This window comes from Hamadaea tsunoensis DSM 44101, assembly GCF_000428945.1.
Taxonomy (GTDB): domain Bacteria; phylum Actinomycetota; class Actinomycetes; order Mycobacteriales; family Micromonosporaceae; genus Hamadaea; species Hamadaea tsunoensis.
Genome location: NZ_AUAX01000004.1, coordinates 354,411 through 371,557, shown reverse-complemented (window position 1 = coordinate 371,557; position 17,147 = coordinate 354,411). Strand labels below are relative to the sequence as shown.

17 protein-coding genes are annotated in these 17,147 nt (G+C 71.8%); 10 read left to right on the top strand and 7 right to left on the bottom strand.

The window, feature by feature from the left end; all coding sequences use genetic code 11:
- The first annotated feature begins 32 nt into the window (after window positions 1-32).
- A complete protein-coding gene (locus tag G401_RS0109210) occupies window positions 33-830 on the top strand; it encodes a Bax inhibitor-1/YccA family protein (protein WP_027342272.1) in 798 nt (265 codons plus the stop codon).
- Between the two features lie 12 nt (window positions 831-842).
- Here the strand turns inward: G401_RS0109210 and G401_RS0109205 are convergent, their stop codons facing one another.
- Window positions 843-1,631, bottom strand: a complete 789-nt coding sequence (locus G401_RS0109205; protein ID WP_245601677.1) for an SDR family NAD(P)-dependent oxidoreductase — start codon at window positions 1,629-1,631, stop codon at window positions 843-845.
- Window positions 1,513-2,751: an MFS transporter gene (locus G401_RS57590; protein ID WP_027342270.1), complete on the bottom strand. Its 1,239-nt coding sequence runs from the start codon at window positions 2,749-2,751 to the stop codon at window positions 1,513-1,515. Before G401_RS57590 ends, G401_RS0109205 begins: the two co-directional genes overlap by 119 nt.
- 45 nt (window positions 2,752-2,796) lie before the next feature.
- Between G401_RS57590 and G401_RS56680 the strand changes: the two genes are divergently transcribed.
- The 6 genes from G401_RS56680 (at window position 2,797) to G401_RS0109170 (ending at window position 9,455) form a co-directional block, all read left to right on the top strand.
- Window positions 2,797-3,192, top strand: coding sequence for a helix-turn-helix domain-containing protein (locus tag G401_RS56680; protein WP_034591040.1), 396 nt, complete (start codon window positions 2,797-2,799; stop codon window positions 3,190-3,192).
- A 229-nt stretch (window positions 3,193-3,421) separates the two neighbouring features.
- A complete protein-coding gene (locus G401_RS0109190) occupies window positions 3,422-3,913 on the top strand; it encodes a SigE family RNA polymerase sigma factor (RefSeq protein ID WP_027342269.1) in 492 nt (163 codons plus the stop codon).
- Complete coding sequence (locus G401_RS0109185; protein WP_027342268.1) at window positions 3,910-5,217, top strand: TolB family protein; 1,308 nt, start codon at window positions 3,910-3,912, stop codon at window positions 5,215-5,217. The genes G401_RS0109190 and G401_RS0109185 overlap by 4 nt, the downstream gene beginning before the upstream one ends.
- A gap of 67 nt (window positions 5,218-5,284) precedes the next feature.
- A complete protein-coding gene (locus G401_RS0109180) occupies window positions 5,285-7,642 on the top strand; it encodes a ricin-type beta-trefoil lectin domain protein (protein WP_051366398.1) in 2,358 nt (785 codons plus the stop codon).
- A gap of 179 nt (window positions 7,643-7,821) precedes the next feature.
- Window positions 7,822-8,745 carry a DMT family transporter gene (locus tag G401_RS44515; protein WP_051366397.1) on the top strand — a complete coding sequence of 308 codons (924 nt, stop codon included), beginning with the start codon at window positions 7,822-7,824 and terminating at the stop codon, window positions 8,743-8,745.
- On the top strand, window positions 8,742-9,455 hold the full coding sequence (locus G401_RS0109170; RefSeq protein ID WP_027342266.1) for a PP2C family protein-serine/threonine phosphatase: 714 nt from the start codon (window positions 8,742-8,744) through the stop codon (window positions 9,453-9,455). The genes G401_RS44515 and G401_RS0109170 overlap by 4 nt, the downstream gene beginning before the upstream one ends.
- Window positions 9,456-9,468: 13 nt before the next feature.
- Here the strand turns inward: G401_RS0109170 and G401_RS0109165 are convergent, their stop codons facing one another.
- The 3 genes from G401_RS0109165 to G401_RS44510 are packed head-to-tail and all read right to left on the bottom strand — an operon-like array spanning window position 9,469 to window position 11,690.
- Window positions 9,469-10,461, bottom strand: coding sequence for a Gfo/Idh/MocA family protein (locus G401_RS0109165; protein WP_027342265.1), 993 nt, complete (start codon window positions 10,459-10,461; stop codon window positions 9,469-9,471).
- Between the two features lie 24 nt (window positions 10,462-10,485).
- Window positions 10,486-10,947 (bottom strand): hypothetical protein, encoded by a 462-nt coding sequence (locus G401_RS0109160; protein WP_157545500.1) that lies wholly within the window; start codon window positions 10,945-10,947, stop codon window positions 10,486-10,488.
- Window positions 10,948-10,982: 35 nt separating this feature from the next.
- Window positions 10,983-11,690, bottom strand: a complete 708-nt coding sequence (locus G401_RS44510) for an HNH endonuclease family protein (RefSeq protein ID WP_051366396.1) — start codon at window positions 11,688-11,690, stop codon at window positions 10,983-10,985.
- A 24-nt stretch (window positions 11,691-11,714) separates the two neighbouring features.
- Between G401_RS44510 and G401_RS0109150 the strand changes: the two genes are divergently transcribed.
- The gene (locus G401_RS0109150; RefSeq protein WP_027342263.1) at window positions 11,715-12,680 is read left to right on the top strand and encodes a helix-turn-helix transcriptional regulator; all 966 of its coding nucleotides are present in this window, start codon (window positions 11,715-11,717) and stop codon (window positions 12,678-12,680) included.
- Window positions 12,681-12,887: 207 nt separating this feature from the next.
- Here G401_RS0109150 and G401_RS0109145 read toward each other — a convergent pair whose 3' ends face one another.
- Complete coding sequence (locus G401_RS0109145) at window positions 12,888-13,838, bottom strand: SDR family oxidoreductase (RefSeq protein WP_051366438.1); 951 nt, start codon at window positions 13,836-13,838, stop codon at window positions 12,888-12,890.
- 73 nt (window positions 13,839-13,911) lie between these two features.
- On the opposite strand from G401_RS0109145, the gene G401_RS0109140 reads away from it, so the two are divergent.
- On the top strand, window positions 13,912-15,225 hold the full coding sequence (locus G401_RS0109140) for a low temperature requirement protein A (protein WP_027342261.1): 1,314 nt from the start codon (window positions 13,912-13,914) through the stop codon (window positions 15,223-15,225).
- A gap of 7 nt (window positions 15,226-15,232) precedes the next feature.
- Here the strand turns inward: G401_RS0109140 and G401_RS54570 are convergent, their stop codons facing one another.
- Window positions 15,233-16,498: a GNAT family N-acetyltransferase gene (locus tag G401_RS54570; RefSeq protein ID WP_084556974.1), complete on the bottom strand. Its 1,266-nt coding sequence runs from the start codon at window positions 16,496-16,498 to the stop codon at window positions 15,233-15,235.
- A 79-nt stretch (window positions 16,499-16,577) separates the two neighbouring features.
- On the opposite strand from G401_RS54570, the gene G401_RS0109130 reads away from it, so the two are divergent.
- Complete coding sequence (locus G401_RS0109130; RefSeq protein ID WP_027342259.1) at window positions 16,578-17,126, top strand: TetR/AcrR family transcriptional regulator; 549 nt, start codon at window positions 16,578-16,580, stop codon at window positions 17,124-17,126.
- The last annotated feature ends 21 nt before the right edge of the window (window positions 17,127-17,147 follow it).

Below are 17,147 nucleotides of genomic sequence, written 5' to 3'. Positions count from 1 at the left end.
CGTCACGGCGGTGGCGTGCCACCATAGGTGATGTGCGTAGTTCGAATCCGGCCCTGAACCGGCTCGCCCCGGCCCAGACGGCGACCAACGCCTACGGCGAATCCGGCTGGTACGCCCCGGGCGCGACCGGTGCCCCGACGGCCGGCCCGGTGGTCGAGGCGGCCCGGTCGGCGAGCATGACCGTCGACGACGTCACCGTCCGCACGATCGGCCTGCTCGTGCTGCTGGCCGCGGCCGGTGGCATCGCGTGGGGCGTGGTGCCCGCGCAATGGCAGGGAGCGGTCCTGCTCGTCGGCGTCTTCGGCGGCCTGATCCTGGGCCTGGTCATCAGCTTCGGCCGGACGACCAACCCGCTGCTGATCGCCGCGTACACGGTGCTGCAGGGGGCGGCCGTCGGCCTGATCAGCAAGCAGTACAACGACTGGTACAACGGGATCGTGGTGCAGGCGGTGGCCGCCACGTTCGCCGTCTTCTTCGTGATGCTGATCCTCTACCGGTTCAAGGTCCTGCGGGCCACGCCCCGGTTCACGAAGGGGCTCATCGGCGCGCTGATCGCGGCCGTGGTCCTGATGTTCGGCGACCTGATCCTGAGCCTGTTCGGCGTCCACACGGGACTGCGGCAGAACGGGCTCGTGGGCATCCTGTTCAGCATCGCGATGATCGCGCTGGGCGCGCTGACGTTCATCCTCGACTTCGACGCCGTCGAGCAGGGTGTGCGCGCGCAACTGCCCAAGCGGTACGCCTGGTACGCGGCCTTCGGCATCGTCGTCGGGCTGATCTGGGTCTACCTGGAGATCCTGCGCCTGCTCGGGTACGCCCGCGACCGCTGAACCGGGCCGCGGTCAGGGCAGGATCGAGTCCACGTAGCCGCCGTCGACGCGCAGCGCCCCGCCGGTGCTCGCCGCCGCGAGCGGCGAGCTGAGGTAGACCACCATGTTGGCGATCTCCTCGGGTTCGATGAGCCGCTGGATCAGCGAGTTCGGCCGGTGGTGGACCATGAACTCGTGCTGCGCCTCGTCCCACGGCAGGTCGTCGCCGACGAGCTGGCGGGCGAACTCCTCGACCCCTTCGGTGTGGGTCGGCCCGGCGATCACCGAGTTCACCGTGACGCCGGTGCCGGCCATGGCCTTCGCGTACCCGCGGGAGACGGCGAGCAGGGCGGTCTTGGTGACGCCGTAGTGGACCATCTCTGCCGGGATGGCGACCGCGGAGTCACTGGCCAGGAACAGCACCCGGCCCCAGCCCCGGTCCCGCATCCCCGGCAGGTACGCGCGGCTCAGGCGTACGCCGGACATGACGTTGGTGTCCCAGTAGCGCTGCCACAGCTCGTCGTCGACGTCGAGGACCGGCACCGCGCCGAAGATGCCGAGGTTGTTGACCAGGATGTCGACCTCGGGCAGCGCGGCGAGCAGCGCGGCGACCCCTTCGGCGGTGGCGACGTCCGCGGCCGCGCCCTCGAAGGCGGCGGCCGGGTCGGCGGCGCGCAGCTCGGCGAGCACGGTCTCGACGCGCTCAGGCCGCCGTCCGTTGATCACCGTGGTCGCTCCCGCCCGGGCCAGGCCCGCCGCGATCACCCGGCCGATCCCCTGCGTCGATCCCGTGACGAGCGCGCGGCGCCCCGACAGGTTGATCTCCATGCGTTCCATCCTGCCCCGCCGGCGCGGCGTCGGGGCGCAGAAGCGCGGTGAGGGCGGCGACGCCGAGGATCGCCGCGCTCAGCACCCGCTGCGCTCCGCCGAGCCCGAACCCCGCGACCAGCGCGGGCGCCAGCACCGCTCCGGCGACCGCCGCGAGGGCGTCACTCGCGCCGAACGCCGCGGCCACCCGTCCGCGCAGCCCGTCCGGGGTCGCGGTCTGCATGCGGTGTCCGGTCAGGACGGTCGCGACCGCCCCCGGCACGCCCGCCACGGTCACCGCGGCCAGCGCCACGACGAACGCCGGGGCCGTGAACATCACCAGGAAGCACAACCCCACCATCGTGTACGCGAGAGCGAGGACGCTGCGCGTCGCGTACCCGGAAAGGAAGATCTTGGAAAGGGCGGAGCCGGCGAGGTAGCCGGCGCCGAGCCCGGCGATCAGCAGGCCGACGTGGCCGCCGAAGCGCGGGATGAGCAGGACGGTGAGCCCGGCGTTGGCGGTCCAGTACGCCCAGCTCGCGAGGATGAGTCCGCGCAGCAGCGGGGTACGCGCGACGAACCGCAGCCCGGCGCGGATCGACGGCGGCCCGGCGCGCGCCACGGCCGGGACCACGACGGTGGAGAGCAGTGCGGCGGAGACGAGGTAGCTGACGAGGTCGGCCGCGACGGCGGTCCCGAACGGCAGCAGCGTCCCGGCGAGCGGCCCGACCATGCGGAAGGCGCTGCCCGCGAACGCCGAGTACGCGTTCGCCGAACCGAGCCGCTCGGGCGATCCGGCCAGCACCGGGGTGACCGAGCGCAGGGCGGGCTGGAGCAGGCAGACGGCCGCGCTCTCCACGAGGATGCCGAGGTAGAGGGCGTCGGTGAGCAGCAGGGCGACCCCGGCGGCGGCGACGAGATTGGCGGCGACCAGCAGGCGGCGGCGGTCGAACCGGTCGACGACGGTGCCCGCCCACGGTCCCCAGAGGACGGCCGGCGCCGCCTGCAGCGCGAGCGTCACGCCGGTGGACATCGCCGACCCGGTACGCCGGTAGACCTCCAGCGGGAGGGCGAACACGAGCAGCCACGAGCCGAAGGAGTCGATCGTCGTCGCGGCGAGGAGGCGGCGCAGCACGGCCCGACACTATTCCGACAGAACACTTCGTGGCAAGATGCTTCCGTGGAGATAAACGAGCTCGGCGCCCGCCTGCGTACGCGTCGCCAGGCGGCCGGCCGCACGATCGCCTCGGTCGCGGCGGACGCCGGGTTGTCCGTCCCCTACATCGCCAACCTGGAGAACGGCCGGGGCAACCCGACGCTGACCGCGGTCAACAGCCTCGCGGCCGCCCTCGGCGTACGCCTGACGGTGCAGCTCGACCAGCCGGGCACGCCGCTGCCGCCGGGACTGCTGGAGTTCGCGGGCGCTGCGGCTTTCGCCCGCGTCACCGGCGACCTGGTCCGCGCCGACGTCCTGGCGGCGATGGCGGCGCTCGGGGCGCTCGCCGGCCGCGACCTGACCGCCACGGACTGGCAGCGCATCCTCGACACCCTCCACCTCCTCCGCACCGCCGCCTGATCCGTCGAGGGCCTCCGGCCCCTCGGCCGTCCGGACGCTCGCAGCTCCCGGACGGTCGGGGGCCTCCGACGATCTTGCGCGAATGTCCGGGCTTTCCGGGCAAAGGGCGCGGAATTCGAGGCATTCGCGCAAGATCGTCGGGACGGCGGAGGGAAAGGCAGGCCCGAACAAGGTGCGACGGCGGCCCCTCCAAACGAGGTGTGCCGTGCGTGTACACAATGTGCGGGCGATGCGGCAGGAGACACGAGAGACGTTCCAGGAGTACGTGCGGACCCGGTCCGACGCCCTGGGGCGCGTCGCGTACCTGCTGACGGGCGACATCCACCAGGCCGAGGACCTGGTCCAGCAGACGCTGATCAACGTGGCGTCCCGGTGGGAGAAGCTGCGCGGCGATCCCGAGCCCTACGTGCGCCGGGCCCTGTATCACCAGCACATCTCGTGGTGGCGGCGGCACCGGCGCGAAGCGGTCCCGGTCGCCGACCTGCCGGACGTGGCGGCCCGCGAGTCCGACCCGTCGCTCACCGTCGCCGTCCGCGACGCGCTCGCCCGGCTCGCCCCCGGCCAGCGCGCGGTCCTCGTGCTGCGGTACTTCGAGGACCTCACCGAGGCCGAGGCCGCCGCCGCGCTGGGCGTCTCGGTCGGCACGGTGAAGAGCCAGACCCGCGACGCGCTCGCCCGGCTGCGCACGCTCGCCCCCGACCTGCTGGAGGTGTCGCGATGACCGAACGCCTGTCGGCCGCCCTCACCGAGATCGCGGACGAGACCCCCGGCGTACGCCTGCCCGACGACCTGTGGGAACAAGGCCGTCGCCGGCGCCGGACCCGCTGGTGGCAGCGTCTCGCCGCCGCGCTCGCGGCCCTGCTGACGGCCCTGTTCGTGCTGCCCGGGCTGGGCGCACCCCAGTTCGCCGACACCGGCGTACGCCTTCCGTCCAGCGTGGCCGAGCCGTACCTGTGGCAGCGCACGGTCGACGGCGCCCCCGACCGGCCCGTGCTGATATGGTTTCCGACCCAGCACAGCCTCAACTTCGAGACCGCCCAGGTCTACGTCGGCCGCGACGGTTCCTACCGCATCGACTACATGTTCAGCGGCGAGGACCCCGGCAGCCTGTCGCCGGACGGACGCTACTTCCTCGGCCCCGCACTGACCGACCTCACCTCCGGCCGGCAGGTCGCCCTGCCCACTCCGCACAGCGTCCTGTGGTCCTGGTCGGACGACAGCCGGCACGCCGTCGCGGTGATCGATCACGACGAGGGCGTCATCGCGTACAACGCGGCCAACGAGCAGATCAACGACCCGGAGCGGCCCGCCGAGATCGTCGTGGCGGACGTCCCCTCCGGGAAGGTCCGCTCGATCGGCCTGGTCGATGCCGAGTTCCGCAGCGTGGCCGCCCTGTCGCCGGACGGTACGCGGGTCGCGCTGGTCGAGGGCCGGTACGACAAGCCGCAGACACTGACGGTCCGGGACACCGCGACCGGCGCGGTGCTGCGGGCGTTCACGATCACCGCGGCGCAGCGGCTCGGCGGTCCGGCCGCCTGGACTCCCGACGGCAGCCGGATCCTGCTCGCCGCCGCCGAGCGGTGCGACTGGCTGCGCATGTGCGATCAGCCCTGGCACCTGCAGTACGCCGACCCGGCCACCGGCCGGATCACCGACGAGCCGGCCCGGGGAAGGTCGGGCGATCCGACCGTCGTGGGCTGGCGGGACGGCCGGCCGGTCGCCGCGCTCTCGGGCACCCGATGTGTTCTGACGTCGCTGGATCCGACCGGCGAGCACGCGCTGCCGGTGGCCATCCCGGTCCGCTACGGCTGCCCGGAGATACCGCGGGCGCTGCTCGCCGAGGCGGAGTTCGGCGGGCCGCCCGTGTCGCCGTCGTTCTGGGCGGCGCAGTGGTGGTTCTATCCGCTGCTGGCCGGGGCCGCCGCGATCGGCCTCCTGGTGATCCGCCGGATCGCCCGCCGCATCAGCCGCCGAGCGGTCCGGCGCCGGAGCACCCCGGGCGAACCTCCGGTTACGGACGCGTGACGAGGCTGTTGCCATCTACGTTTGTCAGTGTTTATATGTCTCCATGTATGTGTATCGACGTTCGGTCATGGTGGCTACGCTCGCGCTGGTCGCGGCCGCCACCGTGCTGGGGCCCGCCGCGCCAGCGGCCGCCGCGACGACGGTCACCATCAACGGCTCCGCCACCGGGCGTACGCTCGACGGCGTCGGGGCCATCAGCGGTGGCGGCGGCAACAGCCGGCTCCTGTACGACTACGCGGAGCCGCAACGCTCGCAGATCCTCGACTACCTGTTCAAGCCCGGCTACGGCGCCGCCATGCAGATCCTCAAGGTGGAGATCGGCGGGGACACGAATTCCACCAGCGGCGCGGAGCCCAGCCACCAACACAGCAGCACAGATCTGGACTGCAACCGAGGCTACGAGTGGTGGCTGATGGAGCAGGCCAAGGCCCGCAACCCGAACATCAAGCTGGCCGCCCTGTCCTGGGGTGCCCCGGGTTGGATCGGCAACGGCAACTTCTGGTCCGCCGACATGGTGAACTATCTGATCGCGTGGCTGGACTGCGCCAAGAACTCGCACGGCCTGACCATCGACTACCTCGGCGGCTGGAACGAGCGCGGCTACAACAAGGGCTGGTACGAGAGCCTCAAGGCCGGTCTCAACAGCCACGGGTACGCCGCCGTCAAGGTGGTCGCCGACGACACCAGCTTCTCCGTCGCCGACGACGTCGTGGCCGACTCGACGTTCGCCGCGAGCGTGGACGTCCTCGGCTCGCACTACGTCTGCGGGTACCGGGGCAGCCAGTCCAACTGCCCGTCGTCGAGCAACGCGCTCGCCTCCGGCAAGACGCTGTGGGCCAGCGAGAACGGCTCCGACGACTACAACGCCGGCGCGGTCGCCCTCGCCCGGGGCATCAACCGCGACTATATCGACGGCAAGATGACCGCGTACATCAACTGGCCGGTGATCGCGGCGATCACGCCGAACATCCCGTTCCCCACCATGGGCGTCGCGGTCGCCGCGCAGCCGTGGTCGGGCAACTACTCGGTCGGCAAGAACGCCTGGGTCATGGCGCAGACGACGCAGTTCACCGCGCCCGGCTGGCGCTACCTCGACTCCGCGTCGGGCTACCTCGGCGGCAACCGCGCCAACGGGAGCTACGTCACCCTGCGCTCGCCCAGCACGAGTGACTACAGCACGGTGATCGAGACGATGGACGCGACCGCGTCGCAGACCTTCACCGCCACGGTCACCGGCGGGCTTTCCACCGGGACCGTCCACGTGTGGTCGACCCGCGTCGGCGCGACCAGCTCCTCGGAGTACCTCGTGCACGCCTCCGACGTCACGCCGTCGGGCGGCAGCTACACGGTCACCCTCCAGCCCGGCTACGTCTACACCATCTCGACCACCACCGGGCAGGGCAAGGGCACCGCGACCAGCCCGGCTTCGGCCACCATGGCGCTGCCGTTCAGCGACAACTACGACGCGTACGCGACGGGGCGCGAAGCGAAGTACCTCGCCGACATGCAGGGCGCCTTCGAGGTGACCGCCTGCGGCGGCGGCCGCGGCGGCAAGTGCGTACGCCAGATGTCGCCCCGGGCGCCGATCACCTGGGACACCCTCTCGGATCCGTACGCGCTGCTCGGTGACACCGGCTGGTCCAACTACAAGGTGTCCACCGACGTCCTGCTCGAACAGGCCGGGTACGCCGAGATCATCGGCCGCGCCTCGTGGCAGCACGCGTTCGGGCCGGCCGGGTTGGACGCCTACTACCTGCGGCTGTCGAACACGGGCGCGTGGACGATCTACCGCAACGACACCAACAACACGATGACGTCGATCAGGAGCGGCACGGTCACCGCGCCGGGCACGGGCACCTGGCACAATCTGGCGCTGACGTTCTCCGGCACGACGATCACCGCCCAGATCGACTCGGCGACGGTCGCCACGCTCACCGACACGACGTGGAGCGTCGGGCAGGTCGGCGTCGGCACCAGCCAGGGCGAGACGGCCCAGTTCGACAACATGTCGATCGCGGCGGTCTCCGGTCCCCCGCCGCCCACCAGCGGCCCGATCGTCGGCGTCGGTTCGAGCCGCTGCCTCGACGTGCCCGGGGCCGTCACCACCAACGGCACGCAGCTGAACATCTGGGACTGCAACGGCGGCACCAACCAGCAGTGGACCCAGGCGTCCGGCGGTGCGCTGCAGGTCTACGGCACGAAGTGCCTGGACGTCGCGAACCACAGCACCACCGCGGGCGCGATCGTCGAGATCTGGGACTGCAACGGCGGCAACAACCAGAAGTGGACGCTCAACTCCGACGGCACGATCGTGGGCGTCGAGTCGGGCCTCTGCCTGGACGTCACCGGGGCGGGCACGGCCAACGGCAGCAAGATCGAGATCTGGACCTGCAACGGCGGCGCCAACCAGAGGTGGACGCACTGACCACCGGCCGCTCCTCATGATCCCGTTTGGATCAGGGATTCGCACGTAATCTTGGCCCAAGATTCGGGTGATTTCCCTGATCCAAACGGGATCTTCGCGGCCGCGCGATAGGCGGGATCTCGCGCATACGTGGCCGGAGTTCGGCGTTGGCGGGCCGGCCCGCGTGGCAGCATGATCGCGTGTCGCGTAAAGGCTGGGTCCTGTTCGTCGCCCTCGGGGTCATCTGGGGCGTGCCGTATCTGTTCATCAAGGTCGCCGTCGGCGGGGTGACCCCCGCCTCGCTCGTGTTCTTCCGGTGCGCCGTCGCCGTCCTGCTGCTCATGCCGATCGCCGTCTACAACGGCGGGCTGCGCGGGCTGCACCGGCACTGGAAACCGCTGCTGGCCTTCACCTGCGCCGAGATCGCCCTGCCCTGGTTCCTGCTGTCGCGCGCCGAGCAGCAGCTGTCCAGCTCGCTGACCGGCCTGCTCATCGCCGGCGTACCGCTGGTCGGCGCGCTCCTCGGCTGGGCGACGGCACGCACTTCTGGCGGCTCGGGCAAGCCCTCCCCGGCAGGCGAGAAGCTCGGCCCGCGTCGGATCAGCGGCCTCGCCGTGGGTCTGGCCGGTGTCGCGGCGCTCGTCGGCCTCGACCTGTCCGGCGGCGACACGTGGGCGGTGGTCCAGGTCGGGATCGTCGCCATCGGGTACGCGCTGGGGCCGTTCATCCTGTCGCGTCACCTGGCCGAGCAGAACGGGACCGCCGTCATGGCGGTCGCGCTGGCGCTCACAGCCGTCCTGTACGCCCCGGTCGGCATCGCCCAGCTCCCCGACCACTGGCCGGCGGGCAAGGTCGTGGTGTCCCTGATCGTGCTGGGCGTCCTGTGCACGGCGATCGCCCTGGTCACCTTCAACGCCCTCATCGACGAGGTCGGCCCGGTACGCGCGACGGTCATCACGTACGTGAACCCGGCCGTGGCGGTGGCGCTGGGCGTACTGCTGTTGCACGAGAAGTTCACGGCCGGGATCGCGGTCGGCTTCGTGCTCGTGCTCGCCGGTTCCGTGCTCGCCACCCACCGGTCCCCCGGAAACTCCGCGCCCGAACAGGTAGCGTCGGCCGAATGACGTACGCCGCCGCCGGGGCCTCGCAGACCGGCAACCGCTACGACGCCGACTACGACGTGTACGCCGTCGAGCAGACCGCCGACGGCTGGCCGCTGCTCGTCGTCGCCGACGGGATGGGGTCCGGCCGCGGCAGTGCGTTCGCGGGGCGTACCGGCGTGGACACGTTCGTCGAACGGACCCGCGACGTCCGGCCGGACGCCGATGTCCTGCGCGCGGCCGTCGGCGAGGCCCAGCGGCGCGTCGGCGAGGGCGGCCGGGGCTGGCCCGACCTGACCGGTTGCACGCTGACGGCCCTGGTCGGCGACGCGCACCAGGCGTGGATCGCGCACCTCGGCGACTCCCGCGTCTACCGGTGGCGGGGCGGCCTGCTCGAACAGCTGACCAGCGACCACACGGAAGCGTGGCTCGGGGCGGTCAACGGCTGGTGGTCGCACAACTCGCCGCAGGCGCACACCGCGCGGTACCACCTGCTGCGCTACCTGGGTCACCCGGACGCACCCGAGCCGGACGTCCTGAACGTGAACCTGCGCCCCGGCGACGTCCTGCTGCTGTGCACCGACGGCATCGCCGAGGAGGTGCCCTACCGCCGCCTCGCCGAGGTGCTCGGTTCGGCCGCCGCCCCCGCGGAGATGGCGGCCTCGCTGCTGGCGGACGCGCTGGCCGTCGGCGGCAACGACAACGCCACCGCCGTCGTCCTGCGCGTCCTGTGACGGCCGGCGTCTCCTACACGTGCTCCTCGCCCGGGTAGGAGACGCCGATCTGCGCGCGTACGCGGTCGAGGAGCGTCATCACCTCGATCGAGTCCTGCCAGGTGACCAGCGGGCTCTCGGTCAGCCCTTCGCGCAGGCAGCGCATCGCCTCGACCGCCTCGTGGCCCATGCCGTTGCCCGCGTACGGGACGTCGATGACCTGGGTCTGCTCGCCGGCCCGGTGCAGGCGGATCGCGTCGGGGCGGAAGAACAGCGGGCCGAGCTCCACGTGCCCGGTGGTGCCGGAGACGAGCGCGTTGACCGGGCTGACCGACGTCATGCCGCAGGTGAGCGCCGCGACCGCGCCGTAGTCGTAGCCGAAGACCATGCCGGTGGTCTCGTCGACACCCTCGGGGGTCATCGCCGCCCAGGAGGTGACCGCGTCGGGCATGCCGAGGACGGCGTGCGCGAAGGTCACCGGGTAGACGCCGAGGTCGAGCAGGGCGCCGCCGCCGAGCTTCGGGTCGCGCATCCGGTGCTCGGGCGCGAACGGGCCCGGGATGTGGAAGTCGGCGTGCACGGACTTGATCTCGCCGATCTGGCCCTCGTTGACGATCTCCAGCATCCGCCGCATGGCCGGGTTCGTCCGCATCCACATGGCCTCCATCAGGAACAGCTCGCGCTCCCGGGCCAGGTCGATGAGGGTCAGCGTCTCGGCGAGATTGATCGTGAACGGCTTCTCGCAGAGCACGTGCTTGCCCGCGCGCAGGCACAGCTCGGCCGCGGCGAAGTGCGCGTTGTGCGGGGTCGCCACGTAGACGATGTCGACCTCGGGGTCGTCGGCCAGCTCCTGCCAGCTGCCGTACGCGCGCGGGATGCCGAACCGGTCGGCGAACGCCTGGGCGCCGGCGGGCGTACGCGAGCCGACCGCCACCACCTCGGCGTCGGGGAGGGTGAGCAGGTCCGTGGTGAACGTGGCGGCGATGCCCCCGGTGGCGAGGACACCCCATCTGATCTTTTCGGCCATGGATGACATCTAACCGCCGACGGGTCAGGGCCCGATGCGCAGGGCCAGGTCGCCGTGCCCGGCGGTGTTCGACACCCGCAGCGTCCAGCAGCCCGCGGCCGGGAAGGTGAAGCCCACTCCGAACTCCCCGCCGGGATGCTCGAAGGTGCTGCCCCCATGCCATTCCGGTCCCCAGGCCGGCGTGAGCGTACGCCCGCCGGGGCCGGTCGCGCCGACGCTGACGTCCGCGGGCCCGGTGATCCGTACGACGATCTTGAGTTCCCTGCCGGCGCGCAGGTCGGACTCGGTCGGGAACAGCAGCGCCCACATCTCGACCCCCACCCCGTACGCCTGACGCGTGTCGGGTGCGGCGGTGGCGGTCGGCGGGCACTGCGCGGGCGGCCCGAACACCGTGGGCGACGCCGCCGGCGAAGGTGCCGGGTGCGCGGACGGAGTGCAGGAGGATGCCAGGAGCACGAGAGCGGTCATCGCGAGGGAAAGCTTCACGACCACAAGACACTCCGCGTACGCGAATGGTTCCCTCAGGAGCACGTCGACAGCATCCGACCGAGCGCGTCTCCTTCGGCCGTGGTGACCGTCAACGCGTACCGGGACTTGGCGGTGACGTAGCGCTTCGCGTAGTCGCACCAGGCCGCGGCGCGCGGTGGCTTCCAGTTGTCCGCGGTCTGGCTGCGCTTGTCCTGGTTGGTGGTCTTGTCGGCGGCGAGGAGGTTGTCGGTGTCGTTGGCGAAGGCGCGGCGGCGCTGCGGCGGCCAGGCCCAGGCGCCGGAGCGCCAGGCCGCGGCGACGGCGACGACGTGGTCGATCTCGATCTCGGAGGCGCGGCTGCGGTCGTAGGGCAGCTTCCGGCCGGTGTACGGGTCGGCGAGCACACCGGAGAGCACGACGCACGGGTTGGTGGTGCCGAGCCGCACGCCGGTGAGGTCGCGGCGCAGGACGTCGTCGCGGGTGTCGCAGCCGTTGTGGCCGCCCGGGGCGTCGGTGTCGTCCGTCCACAGGGGATCGCCGAACGACAGCCGGTCGTAACTGTCCCAGTGCGACTGGGCTTCCCGCGGTAGCTTCCCGAGCAGGGTGACGGCCTGGGCCTTGGTGGCCACGCCGCTTTTCGGCAGGGTGGGCGGCTGCGCCGCGGGCTCTTCCTGATGCCCGGTGTCCCAGAACCAGGCGACGGCCGCGGCGACCAGGACGAGCACCACCAGCGTGATGATCTCCCCCCGGTAGCGCTTCATCAACCATCACCGTACGCTGTCGGCGTGAAGTCTGAGCGGCTGATCGCCCTGCTCTTCACGTTGCAGGCGCGCCGCAGCGCCACCGCCGCGGAGCTGGCGGCCGTCCTGGAGGTCTCCGAGCGGACGATCCTGCGCGACGTGACCGCGCTGCAGGCGGCCGGTGTTCCGTTGTGGTCGGAACCGGGCCGTGGCGGCGGGATCCGGCTGCTCGACGGCTGGCGTACGCGCCTGGACGGGCTCACCGCCCCGGAAGCGGCGGCCCTGTTCGTCAGCGGAGTGCCGACCGCCCTGGCCGACCTCGGTCTCGGCGCGGCGATCGTGACCGCCCAGTCGAAGCTGCTCGCCACCTTGCCGTCGGGAGCGCGGGAGCGGGCGGCCCAGCTCGCCGAGCGGTTCCACCTCGACGCGCCGGGCTGGTTCCACCGCGCCGAACCCCCGACACATCTCGCCGACATCGCCACCGCCGTGTGGGAGCAGCGCCGGACGAAGATCGCGTACCGGCGGGGTGAGACGGTCGTCGACCGCGTCCTCGATCCGCTCGGGCTCGTCCTCAAGGCCGGCGTCTGGTACCTCGTCGCCGGGGTGGACGAGACCACGCGTTCGTACCGCGTCGCGCGGATCGTGTCGGCGGAGATCACCGGCGAGGTCTTCGAGCGGCCGGCCGGATTCGACCTCGCCGGATTCTGGACCGAGTCCTCGGCCGCGTTCGACCGGACCCTGTGGCGGGAGCGCGTCCGCCTGCGGGTCAGCGGCCGGGCCCTCGTCTACCTGCGCCACCACACCGAGATCGGGGCGGTCGAGGAGGCGCTGGCGCACGCCGGGCCGCCCGACGCGGAAGGCTGGATCGAGCTGGACCTGCCGGTCGAGAGCCTGCACGTCGCCGAGCACCAGCTCGTGGCGCTCGGCGACCAGATCGAGGTGCTCGACCCGCCGTCCTTGCGGGCGGCGATCGCCGCGGTCGGCGCCCGCATGGCCGCCCGCAACGCGTAACGGTCCGCCGCCCGCCTGCGGCGCTCCGCCCGCTCCGCGCGCCCGGCCCGGGCCCTGGGGGCCGGGCCCATGATCCGGTTTGGATCAGGTTTTCGCACGTAATCTTGGGCCAAGATTCGGGTGATTTCCCTGATCCAAACGGGATCTTGGGGTGGGGCGCGACCCGGGTAGGACCCGGGCGCGGCCCCGGGGGCGAGAAGGGACGGGTCAGCGGTATTTGGCGTCGTCGACGGCGCCGGGGGTGTCCAGGTTGTTCTCGGCCGCGTATTGCCAGAAGTCGGGCTGGGTGCCGTCGGCGTCGCGTACGTTGTAGCGCTGGGCGAGTTGTCCGCTCGTCAGGACCTGCCCGGCGAACCGGCCGACCTCGGGGTCCGCGGCCAGCGCCGCCACACCCCGGGCGAGGTAGCCCGGCGTCTCCGACAGGCTGAAATGCCGTCGCTCCTCGTTCACCGCGTCCCGCCAGTTCGCCTCGGTCACCCCGAAACCGTCGAGCATCGCCTCCGAGCGCAGGAATCCCGGCGTCACCCCGAGCGCCACGCAGCCGACCTCCGCGAGCTGCTTGGCCTGCGTCATCGCGATCCGGTTCACCGACGCCTTGGTCAGGTCGTAGAAGAACTCCCCCCGGTAGTCGGCGTTGAACTCGTTCGTCCCGTCGGTCACCTCGATGACCAGCCCACCCGGCCGCTCGGTGAGCAGCTGCTGCGCGTAGTGGCTGGTGATGATGTGGCTGTGCAGGCCCACGTCGAGCACCTTCAGCCCGTCGCCGAGGTCCTGCTTCCACAGCGGCTCACCCCAGTGCGAGTACGGGTCCCCGCCCCAGATGTCGTTGACCAGGATGTCCAACCGGCCGCGCTCCGCGCGGATCCGCTCCACCAGCGCGCGTACCTGGTCGCGGTCCAGGTGGTCGACCGCCACGGCCACACCCTCCCCGCCGCCGTCGTGGATCAGCTCCGCGGTCTCCTCGATGGTCTCCGGCCGGTTCATCTCCGATCTGGCCGTACGCGTGGAGCGGCCGGTCGCGTACACGAAGGCACCCGCGTCGGCGAGGGCGATCGCCAGTGCCCGCCCGCACCCGCGCGTGGCCCCGGCGACCAGGGCGGTCTTCCCCGTCAACGGCTTGGTCTGCGTTGTCTTGCCCGTTGTCTTCTCCGCTGTCATGGTGCTCAGCTTCGGCGGCAAACCGGACACCCGCGGTCAGGTTTCGCGACGGCGATCTGCGATCATTCCGATCATGACGATCCCCTCCGTCGACGAATCCCCCGCCGAGGAGTCCCCAGCCGAGGAGTCCGCTGCCGACGGGTCCCCCGCGCGGACCGCCGCCGAGGAACGGCACGCGACCTGGCTGGAACTGTTCTTCGACCTCGTCATCGTGGCGGCCGTCGCCCAGCTGGCGCACCTGCTGCACGAGGACGTCGGGCCGCGCGAGATCTTCCTGTTCGCGATCCTGTACTACGCGATGTGGAGCGTCTGGACGTCGTTCACCCTGTACGCGAACGTGCGCGGCGAGCGTACGTTGCAGTGGACGGTGCTGACGGCGATGTTCGGGATCGCCGTGATGGCCGCGTCGATCCCCCAGTTCGCCGAGGGCGGCGCCGGTTACAAGTACTTCGTCCTCGCGTACATCGCGTGCCGGTTCCTGGCCGTGAAATCATGGCAGCGGGCGAGCGCGGTGATGGCCGAGTGGCCGGCGGCGCAGCAGTTCGTACCGGTGATCCCCTGGGTGTCGAGCCTGTGGGACGGCGGGGTCGGCATGCACTGGCACTACTTCCAGTGGGGCCTGGGCATCGTGCTGGACATCGCGTTCGCGGTGGGCCTGTCCCGCCGCCCGGACAAGATGCTCAAGGACGCGCAGAAGGAACGCGAGCAGGAGCGGCGCCGGTGGACCCGCCGGTTCGCCAACCGCCGCGGCCCGCAGCCGGTCGTCCCGCAGCTGCCCGACATGCAGATCGTCCACGCGGACCGGTCGCACCTCGGCGAGCGCCTCGGCCTGTTCGTCATCATCGTGCTCGGCGAGGCGGTCGCGCAGGTCGTGAACTCGGCCGCGGGCGCGGACTGGCACTGGCCGCTGGCGCTGGCCGGCTTCTCCGGCTTCGGCCTGCTCGTCTGCATCTGGTACCTGACCCTGCAGTACGGGGCGAGCGCGGTGCCGAACGCGACCACCCGCACGTACGGGCTGCCGCTGACGCTGCCGACGCACTACCTGATGACCGCGTCCGTCGTCGTCATCGCCGCCGGCCTCGGTACGCTCGCCGCGCACCCCGACGGCGAACTGTCGACCGCCCACCGGTGGGTGCTGTGCGCCGGGGCGGCCGTGTACTTCCTGACGGCCTCGTTCATCGGCGCGCGTACCGGGGCGCCGCTGCGCTGGATGCTCGGCTGGGGCGTCCCGTCGGTGACGGTCACCCTGCTGCTCGGGGTGTTCGGCGGGCCGCTGCCGGGCTGGGGCGTGTCCGGGGTGCTCGTCCTCGTGGCGGTGTGGCACATCCTCTACCGCCGAGACGTTCGCGCCGCCCGCGTCCGCGCCGCGGTTCCCCGGCAGGGCTGACCGGCCGTCAGCGGGGGTCGCCGCGCTCCAGGTACGCCGTCGAGCCCGCCGCCCGGGCGCGTACCGCCGCGGCGACCCGTTTGGTGAGGATCGGCGGCAGCAGTCCGGCGGTCTCGTTGACCTCGTCGTCGACGACGCAGAACCGGTAGCCGCGCAGTTCCTCCGTCTGCAGCCGGATCTGGTCGATGTCGTCGCGGCTGAGTTCGCCGCCGTCGAAGACGAACGCGAGGATGTCGTTCGGGCGGCTGCCGCGCGGCGGGGACCAGTCGACGACGAGCAGCCTGCCGATGGCCCGGTCGAGGCCGAGCTCTTCGAGCACCTCGCGGTGCGCCGCCTCGGCCGGGGGCTCGTTGGTCTCGGCCACGCCGCCGGGGATCTCCCAGTGGTCCTTGTAGACCGGTTCGACGATCAGTACGCGGCCGAGCTCGTCGAAGAACAGCGCCCCGGAACCGGTGATCTTGGCGGGGAGGGTGGCGTAGTGGCCGGGCTGGGCTCGGCGTACCGGGATCTCGTGGTGCAGTTCCTGACCGTACGCGATGAAGCCGGCCTTGCGCAGGATCGGGCTGGAGGTGCCGGTGCGGGCCTTGACGAGCGCGAAGGAGGCGCCCTGGTCGACGGCGACGCGCAGCCGGGCCGCGAGCAGCGCCCGGTACACGCCCCGCCCCCGGTACGCCGTGAGCACCCCGCCGCCCCACAGCTTGGCGACGTCGCCCTCGACCGTGACTCCGGCGGAGCCGACGACCTGGCCGTCGACGCGGGCGAGGTAGCGCACCGCGGGGTTGCCGGGGGCGAACAGGGTGGCGCGCTCGGCGGCCCGGAACTCGGGCGACGCCGGGGGCTGGTTGAACGCGCCGGCCGAGACCGGGTAGACCTCGTCGAGCTGTTCGGGCGTGTCGACCCGCTCGATCACGACGTCGTCGGGGACCGGCAGCTCCGGCATCCCCTGGCCCAGGTCGTACGCGCTGATGTCGAGTTCCTCGACCACGGCCGAGCCGTGCCGGGCCAGCGCCTCACCGAGGTCGGCGGGTTCGGTGTCGGGGTGCACGGCCCAGCGCAGGTGCAGGGCGCCCCTCGGGTTGGCCAGCCGGAGCGCGGCGACGATCAGCCGCTGCGGGTCGTGGCCCTCGGCCCGCTGCACGGTCGCGGTCTCGCCGACGATCGTGAGCGTGACCTCGTCGTTCTCGGCCACGACCGCGTCGTACGGTATCCATGTCCAGGCCGCCGCGGCGGCGAGGACACGCGTACGCAGATCTCCGGTGGTCCCGTCTCCCATGAGCGTGCATGGTGCCACACGCGGACGGGAATCGTCGGCCGCAACGGTCTGGTCAACAAGTGTTGTCTAGACTCGGCGCATGCGTACCCCCGGTTCGGTCACCAAGCAGGCGATCCTCGTGGCCGCCCGTGAACGGTTCGCCGCCGACGGTTACGAGCGCGCGACGATCCGTGCCATCGCCGCCGACGCGAGCATCGACCCGGCCATGGTCATCCGCTACTTCGGCTCCAAGGAGAAGCTGTTCGCCGCGGCCGCGGACTTCCAGCTGCTGCTGCCCGACGTCGGCACGCTGCCGCGCGAGGAGCTCGGCGCCCGGCTCGTCGGCCACTTCCTGACCCGCTGGCAGGAGGACGAGACGCTGCTCGCGCTGCTGCGCGCCGGGGCCACCAACGACGCCGCCGCCGCGCGGCTGCGGGAGATCTTCGCCGATCAGGTCGGGCCCGTCGTCGCGCGGCTGGTGCCCGATCCGCGCGAGGCCGCCCGCCGCGCCGGCCTCGTCGCGACGCAGATCCTGGGCTTCGCCCTCTGCCGGTACGCGCTCAAGCTGCCGCCCGTCGTCGCGCTCAGTGATGCCGAGGTGCTCGGCTGGCTCGGACCGACCGTCCAGCGGTATCTCCTCGGGGACTGATCTCCTTAGATTTGATCTCCT